The 21,727-nt window shown below is 39.6% G+C and carries 20 protein-coding genes; 6 read left to right on the forward strand and 14 right to left on the reverse strand.

The annotated features are described in order from the left end of the window. Nucleotides 1-39: 39 nt before the first annotated feature. From HMPREF0013_RS13685 to HMPREF0013_RS13725, 9 genes are all read right to left on the reverse strand, one after another. Nucleotides 40-756, reverse strand: a complete 717-nt coding sequence (locus HMPREF0013_RS13685) for a response regulator (RefSeq protein WP_000625746.1) — start codon at nt 754-756, stop codon at nt 40-42. Between the two features lie 11 nt (nt 757-767). Next, nucleotides 768-3,422 carry a sensor histidine kinase gene (locus tag HMPREF0013_RS13690; RefSeq protein WP_002119605.1) on the reverse strand — a complete coding sequence of 885 codons (2,655 nt, stop codon included), beginning with the start codon at nt 3,420-3,422 and terminating at the stop codon, nt 768-770. A 38-nt stretch (nt 3,423-3,460) separates the two neighbouring features. Beyond that, nucleotides 3,461-4,066 (reverse strand): potassium-transporting ATPase subunit KdpC, encoded by a 606-nt coding sequence (gene kdpC / locus HMPREF0013_RS13695; protein WP_002119630.1) that lies wholly within the window; start codon nt 4,064-4,066, stop codon nt 3,461-3,463. 13 nt (nt 4,067-4,079) lie between these two features. After that, nucleotides 4,080-6,119, reverse strand: coding sequence for a potassium-transporting ATPase subunit KdpB (kdpB, locus tag HMPREF0013_RS13700; RefSeq protein ID WP_078210461.1), 2,040 nt, complete (start codon nt 6,117-6,119; stop codon nt 4,080-4,082). Nucleotides 6,120-6,127: 8 nt separating this feature from the next. Beyond that, on the reverse strand, nt 6,128-7,837 hold the full coding sequence (gene kdpA, locus HMPREF0013_RS13705) for a potassium-transporting ATPase subunit KdpA (RefSeq protein WP_002119757.1): 1,710 nt from the start codon (nt 7,835-7,837) through the stop codon (nt 6,128-6,130). 258 nt (nt 7,838-8,095) lie between these two features. Beyond that, entirely contained in the window at nt 8,096-8,533 is a 438-nt protein-coding gene (locus HMPREF0013_RS13710) for a 2-amino-4-hydroxy-6-hydroxymethyldihydropteridine diphosphokinase (protein ID WP_000993399.1), read from the reverse strand. Further along, nucleotides 8,490-8,870: a dihydroneopterin aldolase gene (gene folB / locus HMPREF0013_RS13715; RefSeq protein ID WP_000338783.1), complete on the reverse strand. Its 381-nt coding sequence runs from the start codon at nt 8,868-8,870 to the stop codon at nt 8,490-8,492. The genes HMPREF0013_RS13710 and folB overlap by 44 nt, the downstream gene beginning before the upstream one ends. A gap of 15 nt (nt 8,871-8,885) precedes the next feature. After that, nucleotides 8,886-10,184, reverse strand: a complete 1,299-nt coding sequence (locus tag HMPREF0013_RS13720; RefSeq protein ID WP_002119658.1) for an ABC1 kinase family protein — start codon at nt 10,182-10,184, stop codon at nt 8,886-8,888. 58 nt (nt 10,185-10,242) lie between these two features. Continuing rightward, nucleotides 10,243-11,019 (reverse strand): HesA/MoeB/ThiF family protein, encoded by a 777-nt coding sequence (locus HMPREF0013_RS13725; protein WP_002119624.1) that lies wholly within the window; start codon nt 11,017-11,019, stop codon nt 10,243-10,245. 169 nt (nt 11,020-11,188) lie between these two features. Here HMPREF0013_RS13725 and HMPREF0013_RS13730 point away from each other — a divergent pair, with 169 nt between their 5' ends. Continuing rightward, nucleotides 11,189-11,767, forward strand: coding sequence for a flavin reductase family protein (locus tag HMPREF0013_RS13730; protein WP_002119667.1), 579 nt, complete (start codon nt 11,189-11,191; stop codon nt 11,765-11,767). A gap of 89 nt (nt 11,768-11,856) precedes the next feature. Here HMPREF0013_RS13730 and HMPREF0013_RS13735 read toward each other — a convergent pair whose 3' ends face one another. Continuing rightward, on the reverse strand, nt 11,857-12,993 hold the full coding sequence (locus HMPREF0013_RS13735) for an acyl-CoA dehydrogenase family protein (RefSeq protein ID WP_002119651.1): 1,137 nt from the start codon (nt 12,991-12,993) through the stop codon (nt 11,857-11,859). 19 nt (nt 12,994-13,012) lie between these two features. Next, nucleotides 13,013-13,783 (reverse strand): 3-hydroxyacyl-CoA dehydrogenase, encoded by a 771-nt coding sequence (locus HMPREF0013_RS13740; protein WP_002119591.1) that lies wholly within the window; start codon nt 13,781-13,783, stop codon nt 13,013-13,015. A 169-nt stretch (nt 13,784-13,952) separates the two neighbouring features. Here HMPREF0013_RS13740 and HMPREF0013_RS13745 point away from each other — a divergent pair, with 169 nt between their 5' ends. From HMPREF0013_RS13745 to HMPREF0013_RS13755, 3 genes are all read left to right on the forward strand, one after another. Continuing rightward, complete coding sequence (locus tag HMPREF0013_RS13745) at nt 13,953-14,981, forward strand: AraC family transcriptional regulator (protein ID WP_002119595.1); 1,029 nt, start codon at nt 13,953-13,955, stop codon at nt 14,979-14,981. Nucleotides 14,982-15,223: 242 nt separating this feature from the next. Beyond that, nucleotides 15,224-16,198, forward strand: a complete 975-nt coding sequence (locus HMPREF0013_RS13750) for an aliphatic sulfonate ABC transporter substrate-binding protein (RefSeq protein ID WP_002119732.1) — start codon at nt 15,224-15,226, stop codon at nt 16,196-16,198. A 3-nt stretch (nt 16,199-16,201) separates the two neighbouring features. Then, the gene (locus tag HMPREF0013_RS13755) at nt 16,202-17,041 is read left to right on the forward strand and encodes an ABC transporter permease (protein WP_002119681.1); all 840 of its coding nucleotides are present in this window, start codon (nt 16,202-16,204) and stop codon (nt 17,039-17,041) included. Between the two features lie 2 nt (nt 17,042-17,043). On the opposite strand, the gene prmC is transcribed toward HMPREF0013_RS13755, so the two are convergent. The 3 genes from prmC to HMPREF0013_RS13770 form a co-directional block, all read right to left on the reverse strand. Then, the gene (gene prmC, locus HMPREF0013_RS13760; protein ID WP_002119715.1) at nt 17,044-17,859 is read right to left on the reverse strand and encodes a peptide chain release factor N(5)-glutamine methyltransferase; all 816 of its coding nucleotides are present in this window, start codon (nt 17,857-17,859) and stop codon (nt 17,044-17,046) included. Next, nucleotides 17,859-18,947, reverse strand: a complete 1,089-nt coding sequence (gene prfA, locus HMPREF0013_RS13765; RefSeq protein WP_002119588.1) for a peptide chain release factor 1 — start codon at nt 18,945-18,947, stop codon at nt 17,859-17,861. The genes prmC and prfA overlap by 1 nt, the downstream gene beginning before the upstream one ends. 290 nt (nt 18,948-19,237) lie before the next feature. Next, complete coding sequence (locus tag HMPREF0013_RS13770) at nt 19,238-20,077, reverse strand: type 1 glutamine amidotransferase domain-containing protein (protein ID WP_002119728.1); 840 nt, start codon at nt 20,075-20,077, stop codon at nt 19,238-19,240. A gap of 119 nt (nt 20,078-20,196) precedes the next feature. Between HMPREF0013_RS13770 and HMPREF0013_RS13775 the strand changes: the two genes are divergently transcribed. Continuing rightward, nucleotides 20,197-21,099, forward strand: a complete 903-nt coding sequence (locus HMPREF0013_RS13775; RefSeq protein ID WP_002119752.1) for a LysR family transcriptional regulator — start codon at nt 20,197-20,199, stop codon at nt 21,097-21,099. A 192-nt stretch (nt 21,100-21,291) separates the two neighbouring features. After that, complete coding sequence (locus HMPREF0013_RS13780) at nt 21,292-21,711, forward strand: glycine zipper domain-containing protein (protein WP_002119685.1); 420 nt, start codon at nt 21,292-21,294, stop codon at nt 21,709-21,711. Nucleotides 21,712-21,727: the final 16 nt, after the last annotated feature.

The raw sequence follows: 21,727 nt of genomic DNA on the forward strand, positions 1-21,727 counted from the left end.
CCTTAGGGAGAAATACCCTAAGGTTTTTTTTATATCTAATTAATGATTTTTCTGTTTAGCTAAAAAACGTAACCCAACACCTGGTTCAGTAGCAATATAACGTGGCTGAATCGCGTTATCCCCCAGTTTACTGCGTAACTTGCCCACTAAAATACGTAAATAGTGCGTATCTTCCTGATGGGTGGGTCCCCATAGCTCTTTTAAGAGCTGAGGCTGTGTTAAAAGCTGCCCTTGATAGCGCATTAATAACGTCAAAAGCTGAAACTCTTTTCGAGTTAAAGTAATTGGTTGTTGCTCGATCCAAACTAAACGTTGCATGACATCAACCTTGAGATAACCATCGTCATACACATGTGCTTCTTGTTGAATCGGTTGATTTCTTAAAATGACACGTATGCGCGCCAAAAGCTCTTGCACACTAAAAGGCTTGGTCATGTAGTCATTTGCGCCTGCGTCTAGCAAGGCAACTTTTTCATATTCATCAGCACGTACAGATAACACAATAACGGGAACATTCGACCAGCTACGTAATTCTTGAAGGACTTCTTTTCCATCTAAATCAGGTAAGCCTAAGTCTAAAATAACCAAATCGGCCCCTTGGGTTGCCAAAGCCTCTAGACCTTTGTAACCTGTTTCGCAAAGCGTGGTTTTGTATTTTTGAGTTCTTAAAGCAATGTCTAAAAATTTACGGATTTGAGGCTCATCATCAATAATCACAATACGTGTTTCTACAGGTGAGGTTTCGGAACTTATCATGAATTTACAACTTATTCTTTTACTGGGTGAATGGGTAATCTGATTTGAATTAAAGTACCTTTATTTTGGCGCCCTGAAAATGCTTCTATTGTACCCATATGAGCACCAATAATCGCTTTTACGATTGTAAGCCCTAAACCTGTACCAAATTTTCCACGGTCTCCACGCTCCATAGTATAAAACATATCAAAAATGCGGTGTCTTTCGTCTTCGGGGATTCCAGCACCTTTATCTTCAATTTCTATTTTCACCTCATCTTCTGACACAAGATGAGTACGAATCATGACTGGTTCATCTGGAGGTGAAAAGTTTGCCGCATTTTCTAAAACATTAAAAATAGCCTGTTCTACCAGTGCTGGGTGAACATACAAACTAATCGGTTGCTCAGGTAACTGAACTACTACTTGTGTATCTGGTTTATAGCGCTTTAAACGGCGAGTTGCCGAACCAATTAATTCATCTACGCCAATCCAGTCTCTCTTTAAAGTTAGACCTTCATGTCCCAAACGGGTCATATCAAGCAAGTTTTGAATATAACGGTCTAAGCGTTCACCTTCTAAATGAATTGTTTCAAGCAGATCTTGTTGGTCTTGTTCTGTCATTTCAGCTTTAAAATTGGCAAGTGTGTCTGCTGCCCCAATAATAGAAGCGAGTGGCGAGCGTAAATCATGCGATACCGAAGATAATAAAGCAGAACGTAAGCGCTCTGTTTCACTGGTGACTTTTGCTTGTTCAAGCTCATTCACCAATTGGGTTCGAAGTACTGCCTGTGCAATATACTCAATTACACTTTCAGTCAGTTTCTTTTGCTCAAAATTTAAGGAAACCACTTCATCCTTAAAGTAAATTCCCACAATACCTAGGCTATTTTTTTGTTCTAAAAGAGGTAAAAACCACCAGTTTGATTGACTCAGCGTATCAGTAAAACGCCCACATGGCTGCTTGTGTTTCAAACACCATTCTGCGGCTACTTTTTCTTTATCATTTAGCTCAATATCAGATGAAATTACCTTATCTCGAATAGAAATCCACACTTTAGTTTGAAGTTGTGTTTCTAAAGTCATACGTCCTGTTTGCATGACTTCTTCAAGATTTACTGCACTAGAAAGCTTACGTGCCAAGTCTTGCATTACCCTAGTGTAGGCATTGGCAGCTTTTAAAGATAAAACTTGCTGGCGTAACTGAGAAGCCAAACGCCCGGCAATTAAAGCTGCTGCAAAAAAAGCCACAACGGTGACTACCCCTTGGTGTGCTGAAATCTGAAAGGTATAACGCGGGGCAATAAAGAAAAAATTATAGGCTAAGAAACAAATAAGAGCAGCCACTACTGCAGCTAACATTCGGGTTTTCGTTGCAACAATTAAAACAGAAATAATAAAAATGACAGAGAAGTCTTCAATACCAAATAGAACTTCGGCGAAGTGAGCTAGAAAAATGCTACCGCACGTCACAGCTAAAACAAAAATACTTTCTTTTAATGATAAAAATGAAGGTTTTTCGAGCTGATTAATCTTTTTAGTGCCCTGTTCTGGGTGCAAAATGGTTAAAGCAATCGAGTTTTCTTGATTTAATAATTGCTGAGCTAAATTTTTCTTAAATAACTTTAACCACCACGGTGAAATACTTTTACCAATGACAAGATTGGAAATACCTCGATCAACGGCGGCATCCATTAACACTGATGCAACTCGCGGCCCATATAAAACTTCAGTTCGACCACCTAGTTGTCGAGCTAGCTCAAATGCACGGTCAATCTCGATGTATTCTTTTTTATAAGAACTCACTGAACTCTGCCCAAAGTCCAAACTTCTATCAACATTTACTACAGTCCATGTAGCCCCATTACGTTCTGCTAAGCGGCAGCCTGCTCGCACTAAATATTCAGAAGAGCCTTGCCCATCTATCGCAATCATCAATTCATTTTGTAACGATATAGATTTCAAACCCTTTGAGGCATAACTCTCTTTTAAATCTGAATCGACATGCTCAGCAACGCATTGCATTGCCAGTTCACGTAATGCCGTTAAATTTGAAATGCTAAAAAAGCCTTGTAATGCCAGATTTGCTTGCTCTGGTACATAGACTTTTCCTTGATGGAGCCTTTCAATGAGTTCACTGACGGGTAAATCAATTAAGCGAATATCTCGAATACGGTCAAATACCCGATCTGGTACTGTTTCATTTACTCGAATGCCTGTAATTTGATAGACCACATCATTTAGGCTTTCTAAATGTTGAATATTTATAGTGGTAAATACATCAATACCAGCGTCTAGCAACTCATTAACATCTTGCCACCGTCGTTCATGACGACTATTTGGGACGTTGCGATGAGCCAATTCATCAACCAAAACGATTTGCGGATGCCTAAGTAAAATAGCATCCAAGTCCATTTCTTCTAAAATATGCCCCTGATATTGCATTTCTTTTCTAGCAATTTGAGGCAAGCCTTCCAAAATTTTTAGAGTTTCGATTCTTCCATGGGTTTCAACAATACCAACAACAACATCTGTGCCCTGTTGAAATAATTCTTTGGCGCGGGCGAGCATGGCATAGGTTTTTCCTACACCTGGTGCCGCACCAAGAAAAACCGTTAGTCGACCGGCTTGATATCTGTTGACATGATTTAATAAGGCCTCAGCCTGATTTTCGCGATTGCTTTGCACTTGCTATCATCCGGTAAACTAACAACTTTATTTTTAAGTTAATGTGTAGATTGTAATTGATCTAAAGCAATATTGAGCTCTAATACATTAACACGAGCTTGCCCCAATACACCAAACTGCTTCCGTTCAATATGCTTTTGCAAAAGCTCTTCCACAACCTTAGGGTCTACATGACGCGCTTGAGCCACTCTGGCAACCTGTAACTGAGCAGATTCAGGACTAATATGCGGATCGATACCACTCCCCGATTTAGTCACTAAATCGCTTGGAATAGGTGTATTGCCCGTGTGGTCTTGTTTTTTCACAGCAAGAATCTGAGCATCAATTTGTTGCTGTAGTTCAGGATTAGTACGCGCTAAGTTTGTACCTGCCATCGCCATCGGGTCATAAGCGACTGCTGAAGGGCGTGGATGAAAATAAGCATCTCCAACAAATGGCTGAGCAACTAATTTTGACCCTAAAACTTTATGATCTATTTCAATCAAACTACCATCCGCTTGATTATTAAATAACACCTGCCCCACGCCCGTAGCGATAGCACTATAAGCAGCGCCACAGCCAACTAAGGTAAAAATTAATAATCCCAAAGATGCTCTTAAGGTCTGACCCCAATTTGCTTCTGAATTTTGTACATAAGTTTTCATTTCAAACTCCAGATTACAAACCAAATAATTGAACAATCACTACATCAATTGCTTTAATGGCAAGGAATGGCAGAACCACACCGCCCACACCATAAATCAACATATTTCGACGTAATAACTGAGTTGCCGTTGAAGGTTTAAATTTGACGCCTCGTAGTGCAATTGGAATTAATAGCGGGATAATAATCGCGTTAAAAATTAATGCAGATAAAATCGCGCTGTTTGGGCTTGCCAAGTGCATTACATTTAATACTTGCATTTGTGGAATCGCAGCAGCGAACAATGCAGGCAAGATGGCAAAGTATTTAGACACGTCGTTTGCTAATGAAAATGTTGTTAGAGCACCACGCGTAATCAGCTGCTGTTTCCCAATCTCGACCACAGCAAGTAGTTTGGTCGGGTCAGAGTCTAAATCAACCATATTGCCGGCTTCTTTTGCAGCTTGTGTACCCGAGTTCATGGCTAAACCAATATCAGCTTGTGCTAATGCCGGCGCGTCATTGGTTCCGTCACCGACCATCGCAACTAAACGACCTTGTTGTTGTTCGGTGCGAATACAAGCCAATTTGTCTTCTGGTTTTGCTTCGGCAATATAATCATCTACACCAGCTTCAGCAGCAATCGCGGCCGCAGTTAATGGGTTATCACCTGTAACCATAACGGTTTTGATGCCCATTTCTCTTAAACGAGCAAAACGTTCTTTAATGCCGTGTTTAATCACATCTGAGAGTTCAATCACACCCAACACATGATGTTGATTAGCGACGGCTAAAGGTGTTGCTCCTTTTTTGGCAACTTGTTCAACACGCGCTTTTAATTCTAAATCTTGAGAATAATCTTCATCTACAAATTTCAAGATTGCATCTAATGCACCTTTACGAATTTGGTCACCATTCGGTAAATTCACACCAGAAATTCGGGTAGAAGCACTAAAAGAGATAAATTCGGCTTGCTCAGGTTCTTGCTGTTTTAGCCCTTGCTCTTTTGCTAACTTAACAATCGATTTCCCTTCTGGTGTTGGGTCGGCAAGTGAACTTACCCAAGCAGCAGCTCTCAACTCAGACTCGGTTACCGAAGTTAAAGGATAAAAAGAGGTCGCTTGACGGTCACCATAAGTAATGGTTCCTGTTTTATCGAGTAAAAGCACATCAATGTCACCCGCAACTTCTACTGCTTTACCTGATTTCGCCAAAACATTGGCTTTAAGTGCACGGTTCATACCCGCAATCCCAATCGCAGGTAACAAGCCACCAATGGTTGTAGGAATCAAGCAGACCAATAACGCCACGAGCACGACTGGATCAAGTTCAATATGCAAATACTTGGCAATAAATGGCAAGCTAATCACGACAATTAAAAATGTGATTGTCATTACCATTAACAAGAAGCCAAGCGCAATCTCATTCGGAGTTTTCTGGCGATTTGAGCCTTCGACCAAAGCAATCATACGGTCTAAGAAACTTTGACCAGATTCAGCAGTCACTTGCACAACAATACGATCTGTAAGTACTTTGGTTCCGCCAATAACACCTGAACGGTCTGTTCCAGCTTCACGTAGCACGGGTGCTGACTCACCTGTAACAGCCGATTCATTAATAGTGGCAAAGCCTTCTACAATCTCACCATCAGCTGGAACAAGCTCACCTGCATGTACTTCAATGAAATCATTTAAATGAAGTTCAGTCGCTGCAACTTGAGTAGCTTGACGGTCTGTCAAAGAGTTGAGTCTTCGAGCCATTAAATTTTCTCTTGCTGCACGTAGTGAAGATGCCTGCCCACGGCCTCTAGCCTCTGCAACTGCTTCGGCATAGTTAGCAAATAAAATGGTAATAAACAGAATTGCTGTAACCACTAAACCAAATAACAGCGTGGTGTAACCTAAGATTGTACTAATGCCTGTAACCACTGTTCCAAGCCATACAATTGCCATCACAGGGTTTTTAATTGCATGCTGCGGTAGCAGTTTCACAAATGCATTTTTCCAAACTTCAAAATTTGGCACTGCCATGGTTTGTTTATGGCTATTTACATGAGTTTGTGTATTCATTTTCACTCGCCTCCTTAGCCTTTAACCAACAAAAGTTGATCGGCAATAGGCCCAAGGACAAGAACTGGCATAAATTGTAATAAGGTAAGCAACACAACAATCGTAATCAGCGTTAAAGCAAAGGTTGGAGTTTCAACCTGAAGACTACCTGCTGTTTCGGGTGCTTTTCTTTTTGCTGCTAAATGTGTTGCAATCATTAATGGCAAAATTAATGTCGGGAAACGTCCTAACAGTAGAGCAATACTACAAGTAACATTCCACCATACAGTGTTGTCTCCAAGACCTTCAAAACCTGAACCATTGTTGGCAAATGCAGAGACATATTCGTAGAACACTTGGCTAATGCCATGTGGTCCCGGATTACTAATTCCAGATATGCCTGGAACGCTGAGGCTTAATGCGGTAAAGGCAAGAATGACTAAAGGTTGAATCAAAATAATAATCGCGAGCAACTTAATTTCTGCGGCTTCAATCTTGCGCCCAAACAATTCAGGGGTACGACCTGTCATTAAACCTGCAATAAATACTGCGAGTAACAGATAAATCATAAACTGTTGCAGACCACAGCCCACACCACCCCAAATGGCATTAATCAGCATGTTAATGAGTTCGACTAAACCGGTAAGCGGTGCAGAAGAATCATGCATCATATTGACCGAGCCGTTATTTACCTGTGTAGTAAGCGCTGCCCAAACTGCTGATGCTGCTGGTCCAAAACGTTGTTCTTTACCTTCCATTACGGCAAATTGAGATGCTGTCGATGACATACTCTCAGACCAGACAGCCGCTGCACCTGAAATAATTGACATGAAAAGCATGCTGCCAAAGACAAAGTAAGCAAACTTTTTACGCTGAGTAAAATGCCCGACCATAAAAATGACTGTAATTGGAATAAGTAAGATCGCAATCATTTCTAGTAAATTAGAAAATGGTGTAGGATTTTCTAAAGGCACAGAACTATTTGGACCGTACCAACCACCACCGTTACTACCTAATTGCTTAATCGCCACCATTGGCGCAACTGGTCCTAAAGGAATTTTTTGAATTTCAACGCTATTGGCTTTATCAATAAGTTGTACTTCTGGCCCACCTTGGAAAGTTGCTGGCACGCCTTGGCTGTTAAGCAACAATGACCAGACAAAACAGAGTGGAAGCAAGAATCGGACTGTAGGGCGAATTACATCTGCCCAATAGTTACCAATTAAAATTTGATCTGGCTGCTCAGCAACATCTGCCGTAATATGGCTTGGACGCTGATAAAAGAAAGCTCTTAATGTCGCAACAACCAAAGCCAGCCCCATCATTGGAGTAATGACTTGCAAACCTACAATACCTGTCATTTGCGACAAATAAGATAACTGAGCCTGACCAGAATAATGCTGTTGGTTGGTGTTTGTTAAAAATGAAATAACAGTGTGTAGTGCTAAATCCCAACTCATATTTGGTGCATGATTTGGGTTTAATGGTAGCCACGCTTGCGTCATAAAAATAGCAAGAATAGCCACAGCAAGAAAAATACAGCTCACAACAAATGCTAAAGAATATTGTTTCCAGTTCATTTGTTGTTGTGGAGATACACCTAACAAGCGGTATACAGGATTTTCAATCCAACGAAATAATCCATCACCCCACATCGGCTGATTTGCCATCACTTTGGATAGATATTTACTGAGGCACCATGCTAGAAAAATAGCAATAAATAAAACAAGTATAAGTTCTAACATGGTTATTCTCCTCTATACCCCTTGGCTTGATTTGCCAAACTGGAAATAAGGAGAGATGGAGAAATATCATTTGTTTTAAGTCCGCATAAGACAATGCCAGACTGATGCAAGATGCGCATTTGAGAATTTATAAGCATCTTTATTTTCCTGAAATAACACTAATTTAGTGAATTTCAGTATCGATAAAATGCCCGTAAATTCTCTATTGAGGAAGTCAAAGCCCGCGTAAAGTTTGCGTAAAATTTAGTTTGAAGGGTATTAAACTTTAAAATTAACGACTGGATAAATCATGCTATCAGCCTTTAAGGTTTCACAATGCCAAAGTTCATATAAAGGAATTTTTACATCGAGTGCCAAAGGTAGCTTTTTAGAATTAAATTGCATATGATCCAGATCACTTCCCCATGCAATCAAATCTACATCTAAAGAAATATGATGCGACGGACGAACACGCCCCGAATCTGACTCAAGTTTCTTTAGAAAAGATTCAATTTGTTCACACGATAAATTGCTTTTTAATAGACATGCCGAATTCCAATAATCATCTCCAATACCATCTCGGCATGGAATTTGATAAACAGATGAAAACTGCACTTTCCCCAAAGTTGCCAATTGCGTATAAGCAAAAGTAAAGTGCTGATCTGCGTCTAAATTACTCGCTAGGGCGAGCGCAAAAATTGTTTCTGGTGCGTTCAAGACGAATTCCTACAGCATTTGCTTCTGCAATGATGGCTGGCTTACGGATGGTTATGGTAATTTTTTCAATTGATGGAAAGGTTTCAAACAAACATTGTAAAACCAAATGTGCTGCATGCTCGATTAATTCAGGTTTAGCTTGTTGAATGGTTTGAGCCGATAACTCACAAATCTGGGCATAGTTGAGTGTGTCCTCAAGCTTGTCAGACTCTGCTGCTCGGCTCAAATCATTATGGATGGTTAAATCCAACATTAAAGGTTGAATGATTTGTCTTTCCCAGTTGAAACAGCCAATCACTGTCTCAACTTTCAAGCCTTCAATAATAATGGCATCCATAAATTTAAACTGACCTTAGTGCTTTAACAACGAAGCAGGTTCCATATTTTGAACCATTTTCAAACGCTGGTCTGCATAAATATCAGTATATGGTGCGAGTACGCGCATAAAACGATCGAAATAAAGCATTTGCTTAAATAATAAAGCAAAATCACGTGGGAATTTAATCCCATGACGCTCACCTACACCGACCATATCCATCATAATGTCATTTAAATCGGCTGGATTTGAAGACAATATCTGTTGCGGATCGGCCATTAATACGCCATTAAACAAACGCTCTAGATCTTGAGCCAACACCTGAACGTCAATTTTGTTATGGGTCATACCCATTTTCAGCATATTTTCAGCCATTGCCTGATAATCAGTTTTTTGTAAGGCATCCATAAATGCAATACATGCAGTCCAAACTTCAGGTTTTAACTGGCCGACGATACCAAAATCAATAAAACCAATACGCCCATCTTCAAGCAACATTAGGTTCCCAGCATGTAAGTCAGCATGGAAACTCTTACATAGCATGAGACTACCAAACCATGTATTCATGGCAGTAATCAGTACTTGCGATGGATCTTTAGCATATTGTTTTACGACACTAAAGTCAGTCAAAGACACACCGTATAGGCGTTGCATGGTCAAAACACGGCGTGTAGAAAACTGATGATAAACTTTAGGCGCTGTCGCTGCTTTATTTTGTGAAATATTAAGATATTCCACAAAATCATCTAGGTTTTGTGCTTCTTCAATGAAATCGACTTCACGGACCATACGGCTTTTAATTTCATCTACAATTTCAGAAAGAGCTGCGAATTTGATCTTTGGTACAGCACGTTCGAGCAGCTTGGCAGCCCAATGTACTACACTTAAGTCTGTATATAAAATGGTTTCAACACCAGGCTTTTGTACTTTGATAACGACATCTTCACCTGTGGTCAGCTTAGCTGCATGAACCTGAGCAATTGACGCAGAAGCTAATGGCTTTTCATCGATATAGCTAAAAATTTGGCTTAAATCACGCCCTTCAAATTCAGACGCAAGCACACCTTGAATATAACTAAATGGGAGTGTTGGTGTCTGGTCTAAACAACCTTGAAATTCTTCTACATATTCACGTGGGAAAAGCGATGGCGTACTCGCAATAAACTGACCAAGCTTAATATAAGTTGAGCCAAGTGACTCAAAAGTCTCTCGCATGAGTTTGGCATTACTTGGTTTTTCAGTTGCGTATTTAATTCCAGCTTTGGCCGCAACCACTGCTGTTTCACCAATGCGGGCGACTGAACGCAGCCCATCAAACAAAATATTTTTTTTCATATTTCTTCAAAACCAAATCATTCAGGTTGAGTGTAGCAAATTTTGTTTAATTTACTGATTAGCTTGCCTGACAAAGTGGGCAATTTACATCTTTATCAAAACTAACAATACGTTGTGTCATATTTAAACCATCCCACAATAATAGTTTCTGCTTTAAAGGTACACGATTTAGACCTAAATACAGCAAAGTGTGATGTGCTTGTAATGACGCGATCATTACAGGAGTAGTTGCAAGTACCCCTGACTCTGCACAGCGCAGCCCTTCATTGCTATGCTGTTCTTTCGGAAAAAGACATTCATAACAAGCTGAATCACCTTCAACCATAAACATTTGCGCCTGAAAACCAATTGCTGAAGCGCTAATTAATGCGACTTGATGTTTCTTACAAGCTGCGTTTACCAAATAGCGAGTTGTAAAATTATCACAGCCATCTAAAACCACATCTTGGTGTTCAACAAGTCTATCAATGTTATGTTCGTCTAAACGTTCGTTATAGTATTCAACACAGATATAAGGGTTAATTTTCTGTAAACGTTTAGCCAAAATTTCTGCTTTGTAACGACCAATATCTTCATGACCAAATGCGATTTGTCGTTGTAAATTACTTATCTCGATCGTATCTGCATCAATCAGTGTAATTTTCCCAACCCCTGCTCGCGCTAGTAACTCCGCACTGCTACATCCTATTCCACCAGCACCAACAATCAGCACATTAGCAAGTTTGAGTTTTTCCTGAGCTTCAATATCCCATCCATCAAGTAAAATCTGACGGCTATAGAGATGCATTTCTTCATCACTTAACTCTACAAAATCGATATCTTGAAGCTCGGTCACGCGTTAATCCTTTCACTTAGAAGCCAAGTGATTTTATGACTAAGTTAATCATTATGAAAGCTATAAAATGGAAACAAGTTTTTTATTCGGTTAATACCCTATCACATTACTTCTCTCACACTTTCTGCAACAATAAGACTATCTATTTTCTGTATTACTTAGGCTAAATATGTCTCAATCATATATTGCACCTGTAGAGTTAGAAAAAGCTTATCGTTTGTTAAATCATGGTCCGACTGTCCTTGTTTCCGCGCAACATGGTGACGACCGCAATGTAATGGCTGCCGCATGGGCATGTGCCTTAGAATTCAAGCCAGCCAAAGTGTCCGTTGTTCTCGACAAAAGTACTAAAACACGCCAGCTCGTTGAGCAAAGTGGTTATTTCACCTTACAAGCTCCTTGCTATGCACAGCTCGATCTGACTCATCAACTTGGAACCATTAGTAAATTGGATGATCCAGAAAAACTTGAGCATTGCGGTGTTGAGCTATTCTATCAAGAAGGTCTTACGAGCCCACTTGTAGCAGATTGCGTCGCATGGCTTGTATGTAAACTTATTCCTGAACCGCATAATCAATCAGCTCATGATTTATTTATTGGTTCTGTTGTAGGTGCATGGGCAGATAGCCGCGTTTTTAGAGATGGGCACTGGCACTTTCAAGATGCGCCGAAAGAACTTCGCAGCCTGCACTATATTGCAGGTGGAACTTTTTATTTGATTGGTGAGGAAGTCAAAGCTCAAATTTAATCATTAAAAAGCGAGATTCATTTAATTGCAAAAAACCGCATAACAATTGCGGTTTTTTGCAGTCAACGACATTTTTTAAAATCTAATACTTAAACTTGAGCCACTTCACGAGCAATCACCAAGCGTTGAATATCAGAAGCACCTTCATAAATCTGGCTTACACGAACATCACGATAAATTCTCTCTACAGGGAAATCACTCACGTAGCCATAACCACCATGAATCTGGATTGCATCCGAACATACTCGCTCAGCCATAGTAGACGCAAATAGCTTTGCCATTGAGGCCTCTTTTAAACAAGGCAGCCCAGCATCTTTTAAAGTTGCAGCATGCAAAACCAACTGATGCGCAGCTTCGATCTGGGTCGCCATATCGGCTAAACGGAAACCAACCGCCTGATGCTGAACTAATTCGACTCCAAAGGCTTTACGCTCATTTGCATATTGCACCGCTGCATCAAAAGCCGCTCTTGCCATACCTACCGATTGAGCTGCAATACCAATACGTCCAGCTGCCAAATTAGATAATGCAATTTTATAACCTTCACCCTCTTGCCCCACTAAATTTTCTAAAGGAATTCGGCAGTCCTCAAAATTAATAGTGGCTGTATCTGAAGCATGTTGGCCCATTTTATCTTCAATACGAGTGACCAAGTAACCTTGTGTATTGGTAGGTACAAGAAAACACGAAATCCCTTTTTTACCAGCTTGTTTATCTGTGACCGCAAACACCAAAGCCACTTGGGCATTTTTACCACTAGTGATAAATTGTTTGACGCCATTGAGCACCCAATGGTCGCCATCGCGTTCAGCTTTACATAAAATCGCGCTTGCATCTGAACCGACATGTGGTTCAGTTAAACAAAAGCATCCTAGCCATTCGCCAGATGCAAATTTTGGTAAATATGTTTGTTTTTGCTGCTCTGAACCGTATGCCAGTGTAATACCGCAAATCAAAGAATTTTGTACACTGACGATAGTCGAAATAGCACCATCGCCTGCGGCAATTTCCTCAATTGCGAGTACCAAAGATACATAGTCCATTCCGGCACCGCCCCATTCATCGGGCACAGTCATCCCCATAGCGCCTAGTGCACCTAAATCTTTGAGTTCCTGAGCTGGAAATTCATGAGTTTTATCGCGATATGCGGCTGTTGGTTTTAACTGATTTTGCGCATAGTTACGCATCATCTCCTGAACCATACTTTGTTCAGCATTTAAGATCATTTCAGCATCCTTATTTTTATTATTTTGCTGCCATACGAATTGCACCATCTAGACGGATGACTTCACCATTTAAGTAAGAGTTTTCAGCAATATGTGCCACCAAACGGGCAAATTCTTCTGGTTTTCCTAAACGAGATGGGTACGGCACCATTTGCCCTAAAGCATCTTGTACATTTTGTGGCATCCCCTTAAGCATTGGGGTTTCCATAATTCCCGGTGCAATGGTCATAATACGAATGGCATGTCGCGCAAGCTCACGAGCAATCGGCAAAGTCATCGCCACGATAGCGCCTTTTGATGCAGAATACGCAGCCTGACCAATTTGACCATCAAATGCTGCCACAGACGCAGTGTTAACAATTACACCACGGTCTTCTTCACCTTCTTCAACCGTGTTTTTACTCATTGCATCTGCTGCAAAACGCAGCATGTTAAATGTACCTGTAACATTAATATTTAAAGTCTTTGAAAATAATGCCAAATCATGTACGCCTTCACGACCAACTACTTTTGCAGAAGGGCCAATACCGGCACAGTTAACCAAACCATGTAAACGACCATGTTTTACTAACACATCTTTAAAGAACTGTTCAGCAGCCGCTTCATCGGTTACATCAAGTTTTACAAAGTCAGCTTTTGGCCCCAACTGTTTCGCTTGTTGCTCGCCTGCTTCTATATTCATGTCTACCAAGGTAACTGAAGCACCTTGCTGGACTAAATACTCAGCTGTTGCAGCACCCAAACCAGAGCCACCACCTGTAATTACGAAATGTTTCCCTTGAATTTTCATTATGTAATGTCCTATAGAAATGTTCTTTAAACTTAGTAGTGAGAGTAAAAGTTGTTGTTTTCCGATACAATTTCAAAAAGCCTCAAAATGTTTGCAGCTTTTGATCAATCCAAATTTTAAATATGCAGTATTTCACTTGAAATATATGAAGAAAATATGAGTCTTTGACATGGTTGTCCAATCTTCTTTAAGTAAAGGCACAATTTCGATTGCACTAGTACATGAAGCACTGAGTGCGGCTTATGCCAAAGGCCTAAATACACAAATAATTCTAAATAAAGCAGGCATCCCCGCTGAATTGCTTATGTCTCCAAAGGCACGTGTGCCTGTTACGACGTATGCCCAATTGTGGATAGAGCTTGCCAATGCCATGAACGATGAATTTTTTGGGATGGATAGCCACCCCATGCGTCGTGGAAGCTATAAATTACTGACTAAACTCGTCAGTACAGCTGAAACTTTAGAAAAAGCACTCTACGATATTTTGAAGTTTTTTAACTTTGTTTTAGATGATATGCACGGAGAACTCATTCGAGAACAAGACAAAGCTTATTTAGTGATTCATGATCATGGACAACCTAAACGTATGTTTACCTACGCAACCTTTTTAATATTAGTACACGGACTTATGTGCTGGTTGATAGACCAGCGAATTGGTTTAAATACTATTATGGTACGTTGTCCTAAACCTCAAGATATTCAGGACTATTTAGTTCGTTTTGGTGAAGATATTCAATTTAATGCTGAAGTAAATCGAGTTGAGTTCGATGCCCACTATTTAGATATTAAAATTAAAAAAGATAAAAAAGCGCTTTATGATTTTTTAGAGCAAACTCCGCAAAATCTTTTAGTTCGCTTTAAAAATGAAAATGCCTTAAGTGTACTTATTCGTCGCCATTTATTGAAACTCCACCCTGCACAATGGCCCGAACTTAAAGATGTAGCTCACCAACTCAATATTTCAGAAGCCACCGTTCAACGTAGACTGAAACATGAAGGTGTAAGCTATCAACAAATTAAAAATGAAATCCGCTGTGATATTGCTGTTCAACGCTTAAGCAAAACGAATGACTCAATTCAAGATATTAGTGAAGATTTAAGCTTCCATGACCCAAGTGCATTTCACCGTGCTTTTAAAAAATGGACAGGTGTCAGCCCAGGTGCGTATCGAGATAATTTAACTGCACACAAGCAATAACATATACATCGAATAAAGCTTAAGGCATTAGAGCTTAAGCTTATGATATTTATGTATTTTAAATTCAATATTTCAGATAAACGCTTTATTTAAAACTTAATAATATTCATAAAAACAGTGTTTTATAGTTTTATTCAAACTTTTATCTTTCAAACTGATTTATAAATCAAAATAACTAAGTTCATAAGCCTCTAAACACGTGAAAGGATGATCTCTTATTTCATTTCGGTTTTATTTTTATCATGTCTTTAAAATCAAAATTTTCTCTACCAAAGACTTTGTTGGCATCAACATTGGGGTTTGTATTTACTTCATCTGCTTTTGCAGCAATTCCGACTACGCTTAAGCTTGATTATGCTTACTATGCACCAACTAGTTTAGTCGTTAAAGATCAAAAACTTCTCGAAAAAGCACTGCCAAATACCCAAATTAAATGGGTTTTTAGTCAAGGTAGTAACCGCTCATTAGAATATCTCAACAGTAACAGCATCGATTTTGCTTCTACCGCTGGATTAGCTGCTGTATTAAGTCGAGCGAATGGTAGTCCAATTAAAACTGTTTATGTACAAAGCCAACCGGAATGGACCGCGCTTGTTATCGCAAAAAATTCACCAATTAAAAGCCTAAAAGATTTAAAAGGTAAAAAAATTGCAGCTACCAAAGGAACCGATCCTTTCTTATTTACACTACAAGCACTAGATACTGTCGGTTTGAGTAAACGTGATGTACAACTGGTTCATCTACAACACCCAGACGGCAAAACTGCATTAGAGCGTGGCCAAGTAGATGCTTGGGCTGGACTTGATCCATTAATGGCTTCTGCTCAAATTCAATCGGGTGCCAAATTGCTTTATCGTAATGTTGGATTTAATAGCTATAGTGTACTGAGCGTTAAAGAAGATTTTGCAAAGCAAAGCCCTGAAGCGGTAGAGGCCGTTATTAAAGCCTATGAACAAGCCCGAAAATGGGCAAAAGCCAATCCAGATAAAGTGGCAGCACTTTTAGCTCAAGAATCAAAACTTCCTCTACCTGTGGCTAAACTACAACTGAGCCGAACCAACTTCGATCAAAGCATTCCATCAGCAACTCAAGCACAAGCGCTAAAACGTTCTGGGAAAATTTTGACTGAAGAAGATTTGGTTAGAAAAGGTACTAACGTCAATCAAGTGGTTGATCAGTTGCTAGACCCACGTTTTGCTCAAAAAGTCGTGAAATAGTATATGAGTGATTCACTTAACAAAGCTGAGCTAAATCACTTCTTAGCTCAGCAGGCTTTAAAATCTGAGAAAAAGCATCTAAACCATAAATTTACACTGTGGTTTAAAGCGCTACTCATTCCACTTATCTTTTTAACGGCTTGCGAGTTTTTAGTCAGAAATGGCTATATCGATGCTTATCTACTGCCTGCACCTTCTAGTTTATGGCAATCTTTTTTAGATTTAGCTCATAGCGACCTGTTTGCTCATATTTATATTAGTACATGGCGTGTTCTGTTGGGCTTTATTATAGGAAGCGGTTTAGGTTTAATTTTTGCGATTTGGGTTGGATTAAGTAAAGAAGCAGAAGCTTATTTAGAACCAACTTTTTCAGCAATTAAATCAATTCCAAGTCTTGCTTGGATTCCCCTGTTATTGCTTTGGTTAGGAATTGATGAAGGTTCTAAAATTACATTGATTGCAATCGGAGCATTCTTTCCAACCTATACCAATACAGTTGCAGCAATTCATAATGTAGATAAAAAGCTCATTGAAGTTGGAAAAGTTTATCGGCTTAATGCTTTTCAGCGGATTATATCTATTATTTTACCGGCAGCCTCTCCAGGCATTTTAACGGGTTTACGCAACAGCTTAAGTTTGTCTTGGATGTTTATGATTGCAGCTGAACTGATTGCAGCCACTCAAGGGATTGGCTATTTACTCAGTGATGGCCGAGAAACGTCTCGACCTGATATTGTTATCATTGCAATTATTTTATTGGCGCTATTGGGTAAAGTAACCGATACCTTAATGAAACTTATCGAAAACTGGTTATTACGTTGGCGAGATACACTACAAAAGTAATTTTAAATCCAGCATGCCAAAGTGACTCGATCATTTTGGCCATAGTCTTGAATGGTTTTAATCTCACTAAAACCATGCTCTGTGAAAATATCTCGAACTGCTTGTCCCTGATCATAACCATGCTCTAGTGCAATCCAGCCTTGCGGTTTTAACCAGTTTTTCCCTTGAGCAATAATAATTTCAATATCAGCCAGTCCCTGATGATCTGCAACCAATGCACGGCGTGGTTCTGTAGCCAAAGCTTGCATGTGTTCATCTTCAGGGTCAATGTACGGCGGATTAGAAACAATTAAATCAAACTTTTGTGGTTCAAGTGCGTCAAACCAAGCGCCGCAGGCAAATTTCACACGTTGCAAATCATGTGCTTGTGCATTTTCTTTTGCGACTTCTAAAGTAGGCGCATAAATATCAATTGCCGTGACTTGCCAATCTGGACGTTCACTTGCTAATGCAAGCGCAATTGCACCTGTTCCCGTTCCCAAATCAACAATATTTGCAGTATTTGGCAAATTTAGATTTAAAACGGTTTCAACTAGAACCTCAGTATCCGGACGTGGTACTAAAGTATCAGATGTTACTTTTAAATCGAGTGTCCAAAATGGTTGTGAACCCGTCACATAAGCTAAAGGCTCACCATTTTGGATACGTTCAAGACCAGCCAAGTAATCTTGCTCTTGTTGGGCAGTTAACTCTTGCTCAAGTCTAAACTTTAATTCAAGCGAATTGATTTTTAGAAAATGCTCAAGTAACCAAGCATTTTCTTGCCGTTCATAACTGTCAGGCTCACCACGAATTGCAAGCGCTTGAGCAATATTCATTAGCCGCCATTTTCCTGTGCAAGCATCGCAAGCTGATCTGCCTGATATTCACGATGTAAGCTATCGAGCAATTCAGTCAAATCACCTTCCATAATGGCATCTAACTTATATAAAGTTAGGTTAATACGATGGTCCGTCATACGACCTTGTGGGTAGTTATAAGTACGGATACGTTCAGAACGGTCACCAGAACCAACCAAATCACGGCGCATTTCAGAAGTTGCTGCGTCGGCTGCTGCACGTTTTGCATTTTCTAAACGCGATACTAACAATGCCATCGCTTTAGCTTTGTTTTTATGCTGTGAACGTTCTTCTTGGCACTCAACCACTGTGCCGGTTGGAATGTGAGTAATACGCACGGCCGAATCAGTTTTGTTAATGTGCTGACCACCCGCACCAGATGCACGGTAAGTATCAATACGCAAATCTGCCGGATTAATTTCAACGTTAGTATCAACATCAATTTCAGGCAAGATCGCAACTGTACACGCTGATGTATGCACACGACCTTGTGATTCAGTTGCTGGCACACGTTGTACACGGTGAGCACCACTTTCAAACTTCAAGCGACCATACACACCATCACCATCTACACGGCAAATGACTTCTTTAAAACCACCATGCTCGCCTTCATTTTCAGAAAGAACTTCAATACGCCAGCCTTGTGTCTCGGCATATTTGCTATACATACGGAACAAATCACCAGAGAAAATCGCAGCTTCATCACCACCTGTTCCAGCACGGATTTCTAAATAAGCCGCATTAGAATCATTCGGATCTTTTGGAATCATCAAAATATTGAGCTGACTTTCTAATTCTTCAAGCAATGTTTTATTGGCTTGAATTTCTTCTTCTGCCATATCTTTAAAGTCTGGGTCCGACTTCATCATTTCAGCAGTTTCAATATCTTCTTCTGCTTGACGGTATTTGCCCCAAACTTCGGTAATTTCAGATAAATCACTATGTTCACGAGACAATTTACGGAAACGTTTGTTATCGGAGATCACTTCAGCATCTGCAAGCAATGCAGTAAGTTCTTCATGTCGATCACAGAGTTGATCAAGTCGTAAACGGAGTGACGCTTTCATAAGAGGAAATATCTCAAAAGTCCAAAAAGCTTATCGAAGGCTATGTAAGTATAGAAGATAAGCAAAATCGTAAAAATAGTGCATAGTTTACAGATTATGCTGCTTAAATGACATATATAATCAGCCAATTCATCAACTTTCCCAATAAGTAGAGGCGTATAAATATAATGATTTCGAATAAGTTTTATTTACTTGCCTATAATTTGGCTGTTCTGTAAGAAATAATAAGTCATCTTTTTCCTCTATATGACAATAGAGGCTTTATTTAAAAACCTCTTTGCCTAGCCAACTTATTTTAATTTTTCTAATAAAGTTTTGCCCACTAAAACAGCCGACGCTGGATTTTGTCCTGTAATAAGTTCACGGTCCACCACTACGTTTGGAGTCCATGCAGTGGTATTACTTTGATACTTACCTCCAAGTGACTGTAAAGCCGTTTGTGGATAAAACTTCATTTCTCCACCTTTTAATAAAGCTTTAGCCTGCTCTTCCTCCTGATTACTAATCACCGTCATTCGATAATTTTTATAAATCCATTCGCCAGTTTTCATTGTTTTACCTTGTTCTAGTTGACCAACTACTTCCGAGGCATTAGGTAAAGTAGACATTAATGCAATAGGACCATGACAGACCAACGCAGTAGGTTTACCAGCTTTATGGAAAGCTGTAAGTACTTTTCCAAGTTGTTTATCTTTTAAGAGATCTTGCATAGGTGCATGTCCACCTGGAATATAAATAGCATCAAACTGACCTACACCAATTTGTTCAATACGAGATAGGCTCACAACTGGAGAATCTTGAGCAGATGTTAATTTTAGATCATGCAATAAATCTGCATATTGCTTTAATGCTTTTTCATCTTGGTTAAAATACATCGCATTATTCGATGATTCATCTAAGGTTGGAGCTTTCCCTTTTGGTGTAGCGAAAGTTACTGTATGGCCTGCATCTAAAAGCATTTTTGTAGGTTGCATCAACTCATTTAAGTAAAAGCCTGTTTTAAAAATATGACCTTTTTTTAGCTCTAAATGCGCCTCATCAGACAATACAACCAACACATGAGCAGCATTTGCACTGAATGCTGCTGAAACGGCAACTACTGCAAGCATTATTTTATTTAGAGATTTCATCATTCGACCTTCATTCCAACCATTTGCTGGATTTATAACTGGGATGGATATATTCTATTTTTGCCAATCAGGTAGATAAACAACCACTTTTGCAAATATTTTTTGCGTTTGAGGACTAAATGTCACGTCAATTTGACCATCTTGCCGATATTGAAGTGTTTTTAATTGTGGCGGAGAAGCTTTCTATTAGTGCAGCTGCAATTTATTTAGCAACAACTCCTTCAGTCATTAGTAGAACAATTACGCGGCTAGAGAAAAAACTTGGCATTCAGTTTTTTAGAAGAACAACTCGTCATTTGAGCCTGACTGAAGCTGGTCAACTTTATTATGAAAAGATGCAACATGCATTTCAGTTAATTGACCATGCAGAGCGTGCTATTCAAGGTAAGCAACTGCAAATTTCCGGCAAAATTAAATTAAGTGTACCCACTACCTATGGACACTATCGCCTTCCAGAATTACTACAAAAATTTCTTTTGCAATATCCAGATATTCAAATAGAAGTCAGTATTTCTAATCGAAATGTCGATTTAATTGCGGAAGGATTTGATTTAGCTATTCGTCAAGGTCAGCTTCCTAGTAGCACTCTCATTGCCAGACCTTTGGAGCTTGCCCCTCTTCAACTTGTTGCCTCACCTGAATATTTAAAACGTATGGGTGTTCCTCAAACTTTGGAAGACTTAAACCATCACCAATGTATTGCCTTTGAATTACCGAGCACGGGTAAGGTTACTCCATGGTTTTTTAAAAATGGTGATAATGAAATTCAATGGATACCATCAAATCGGATTTTAGTAAAAGAAGATATTTTGGGAGTAGTTTCTCTTGCTGAAAGTGGATTAGGAATATGTCAGAGTTATAGCTTTATTGTTAATGAAAAGATCCGACAAGGAAAATTGCAGCCCGTACTTGAGGGTTATGCAGGTCACACACGGCCCTTTTCTTTACTGTACGCACAACATAAACATATGTCGTCTGCGACAAGAGCTTTAATAAATTTTCTATGTTCTGATCATGAGTAACCCCTTCAAAACTAAATAAAGCTTAATTTATCTATATGAGTATTAAATATTCTATTTTAATAGAAAACATACAAACCAGACACTAAACTGCAATAATCAAAAGATGGTTCTCCATATTTGGGGAGAAGTGTTTTGTTACATTTGCCGTAACAAAAGATATAGGGTCCTGCAACTAGGGACACGGAGTCAAAAATGAAATTAAATGCTTGGTTATGTAGCGCTGTTCTAGCAACTTCAATGGTTACTGTAGCACATGCTGACAATACAACACATGTAGCAGCCGCTTCTGCTTTAGGTAGCGTAGCAGGTACTGCAATTGGTAAAAGCATGGGCGGTACATCTGGCGCAACAATTGGTGCTGCTTTAGGTGGTGCTGGTGGTGCAGCTGTTGCAAGCGATCGTCGTAACCGTACTGAATCTGCGATTGGCGGTGCTTTAGGTGGTGGTGCTGGTTATACGGTTGGTAAAAGCATGGGCGGTACAAATGGTGGTTATGTAGGCGCTGCTTTAGGTGCTGCGGGTGGTTCTGCTTTAGGTAATAAAATCTCTAAAGACCGTTATACAGAAAAATCTTCTAAACACTGGAAGAAAAAACACCGTCGTCATCACTAATCAAATTTGACAAACA

Source organism: Acinetobacter sp. SH024 (assembly GCF_000163635.1).
Classification (GTDB): Bacteria; Pseudomonadota; Gammaproteobacteria; order Pseudomonadales; family Moraxellaceae; genus Acinetobacter; species Acinetobacter pittii.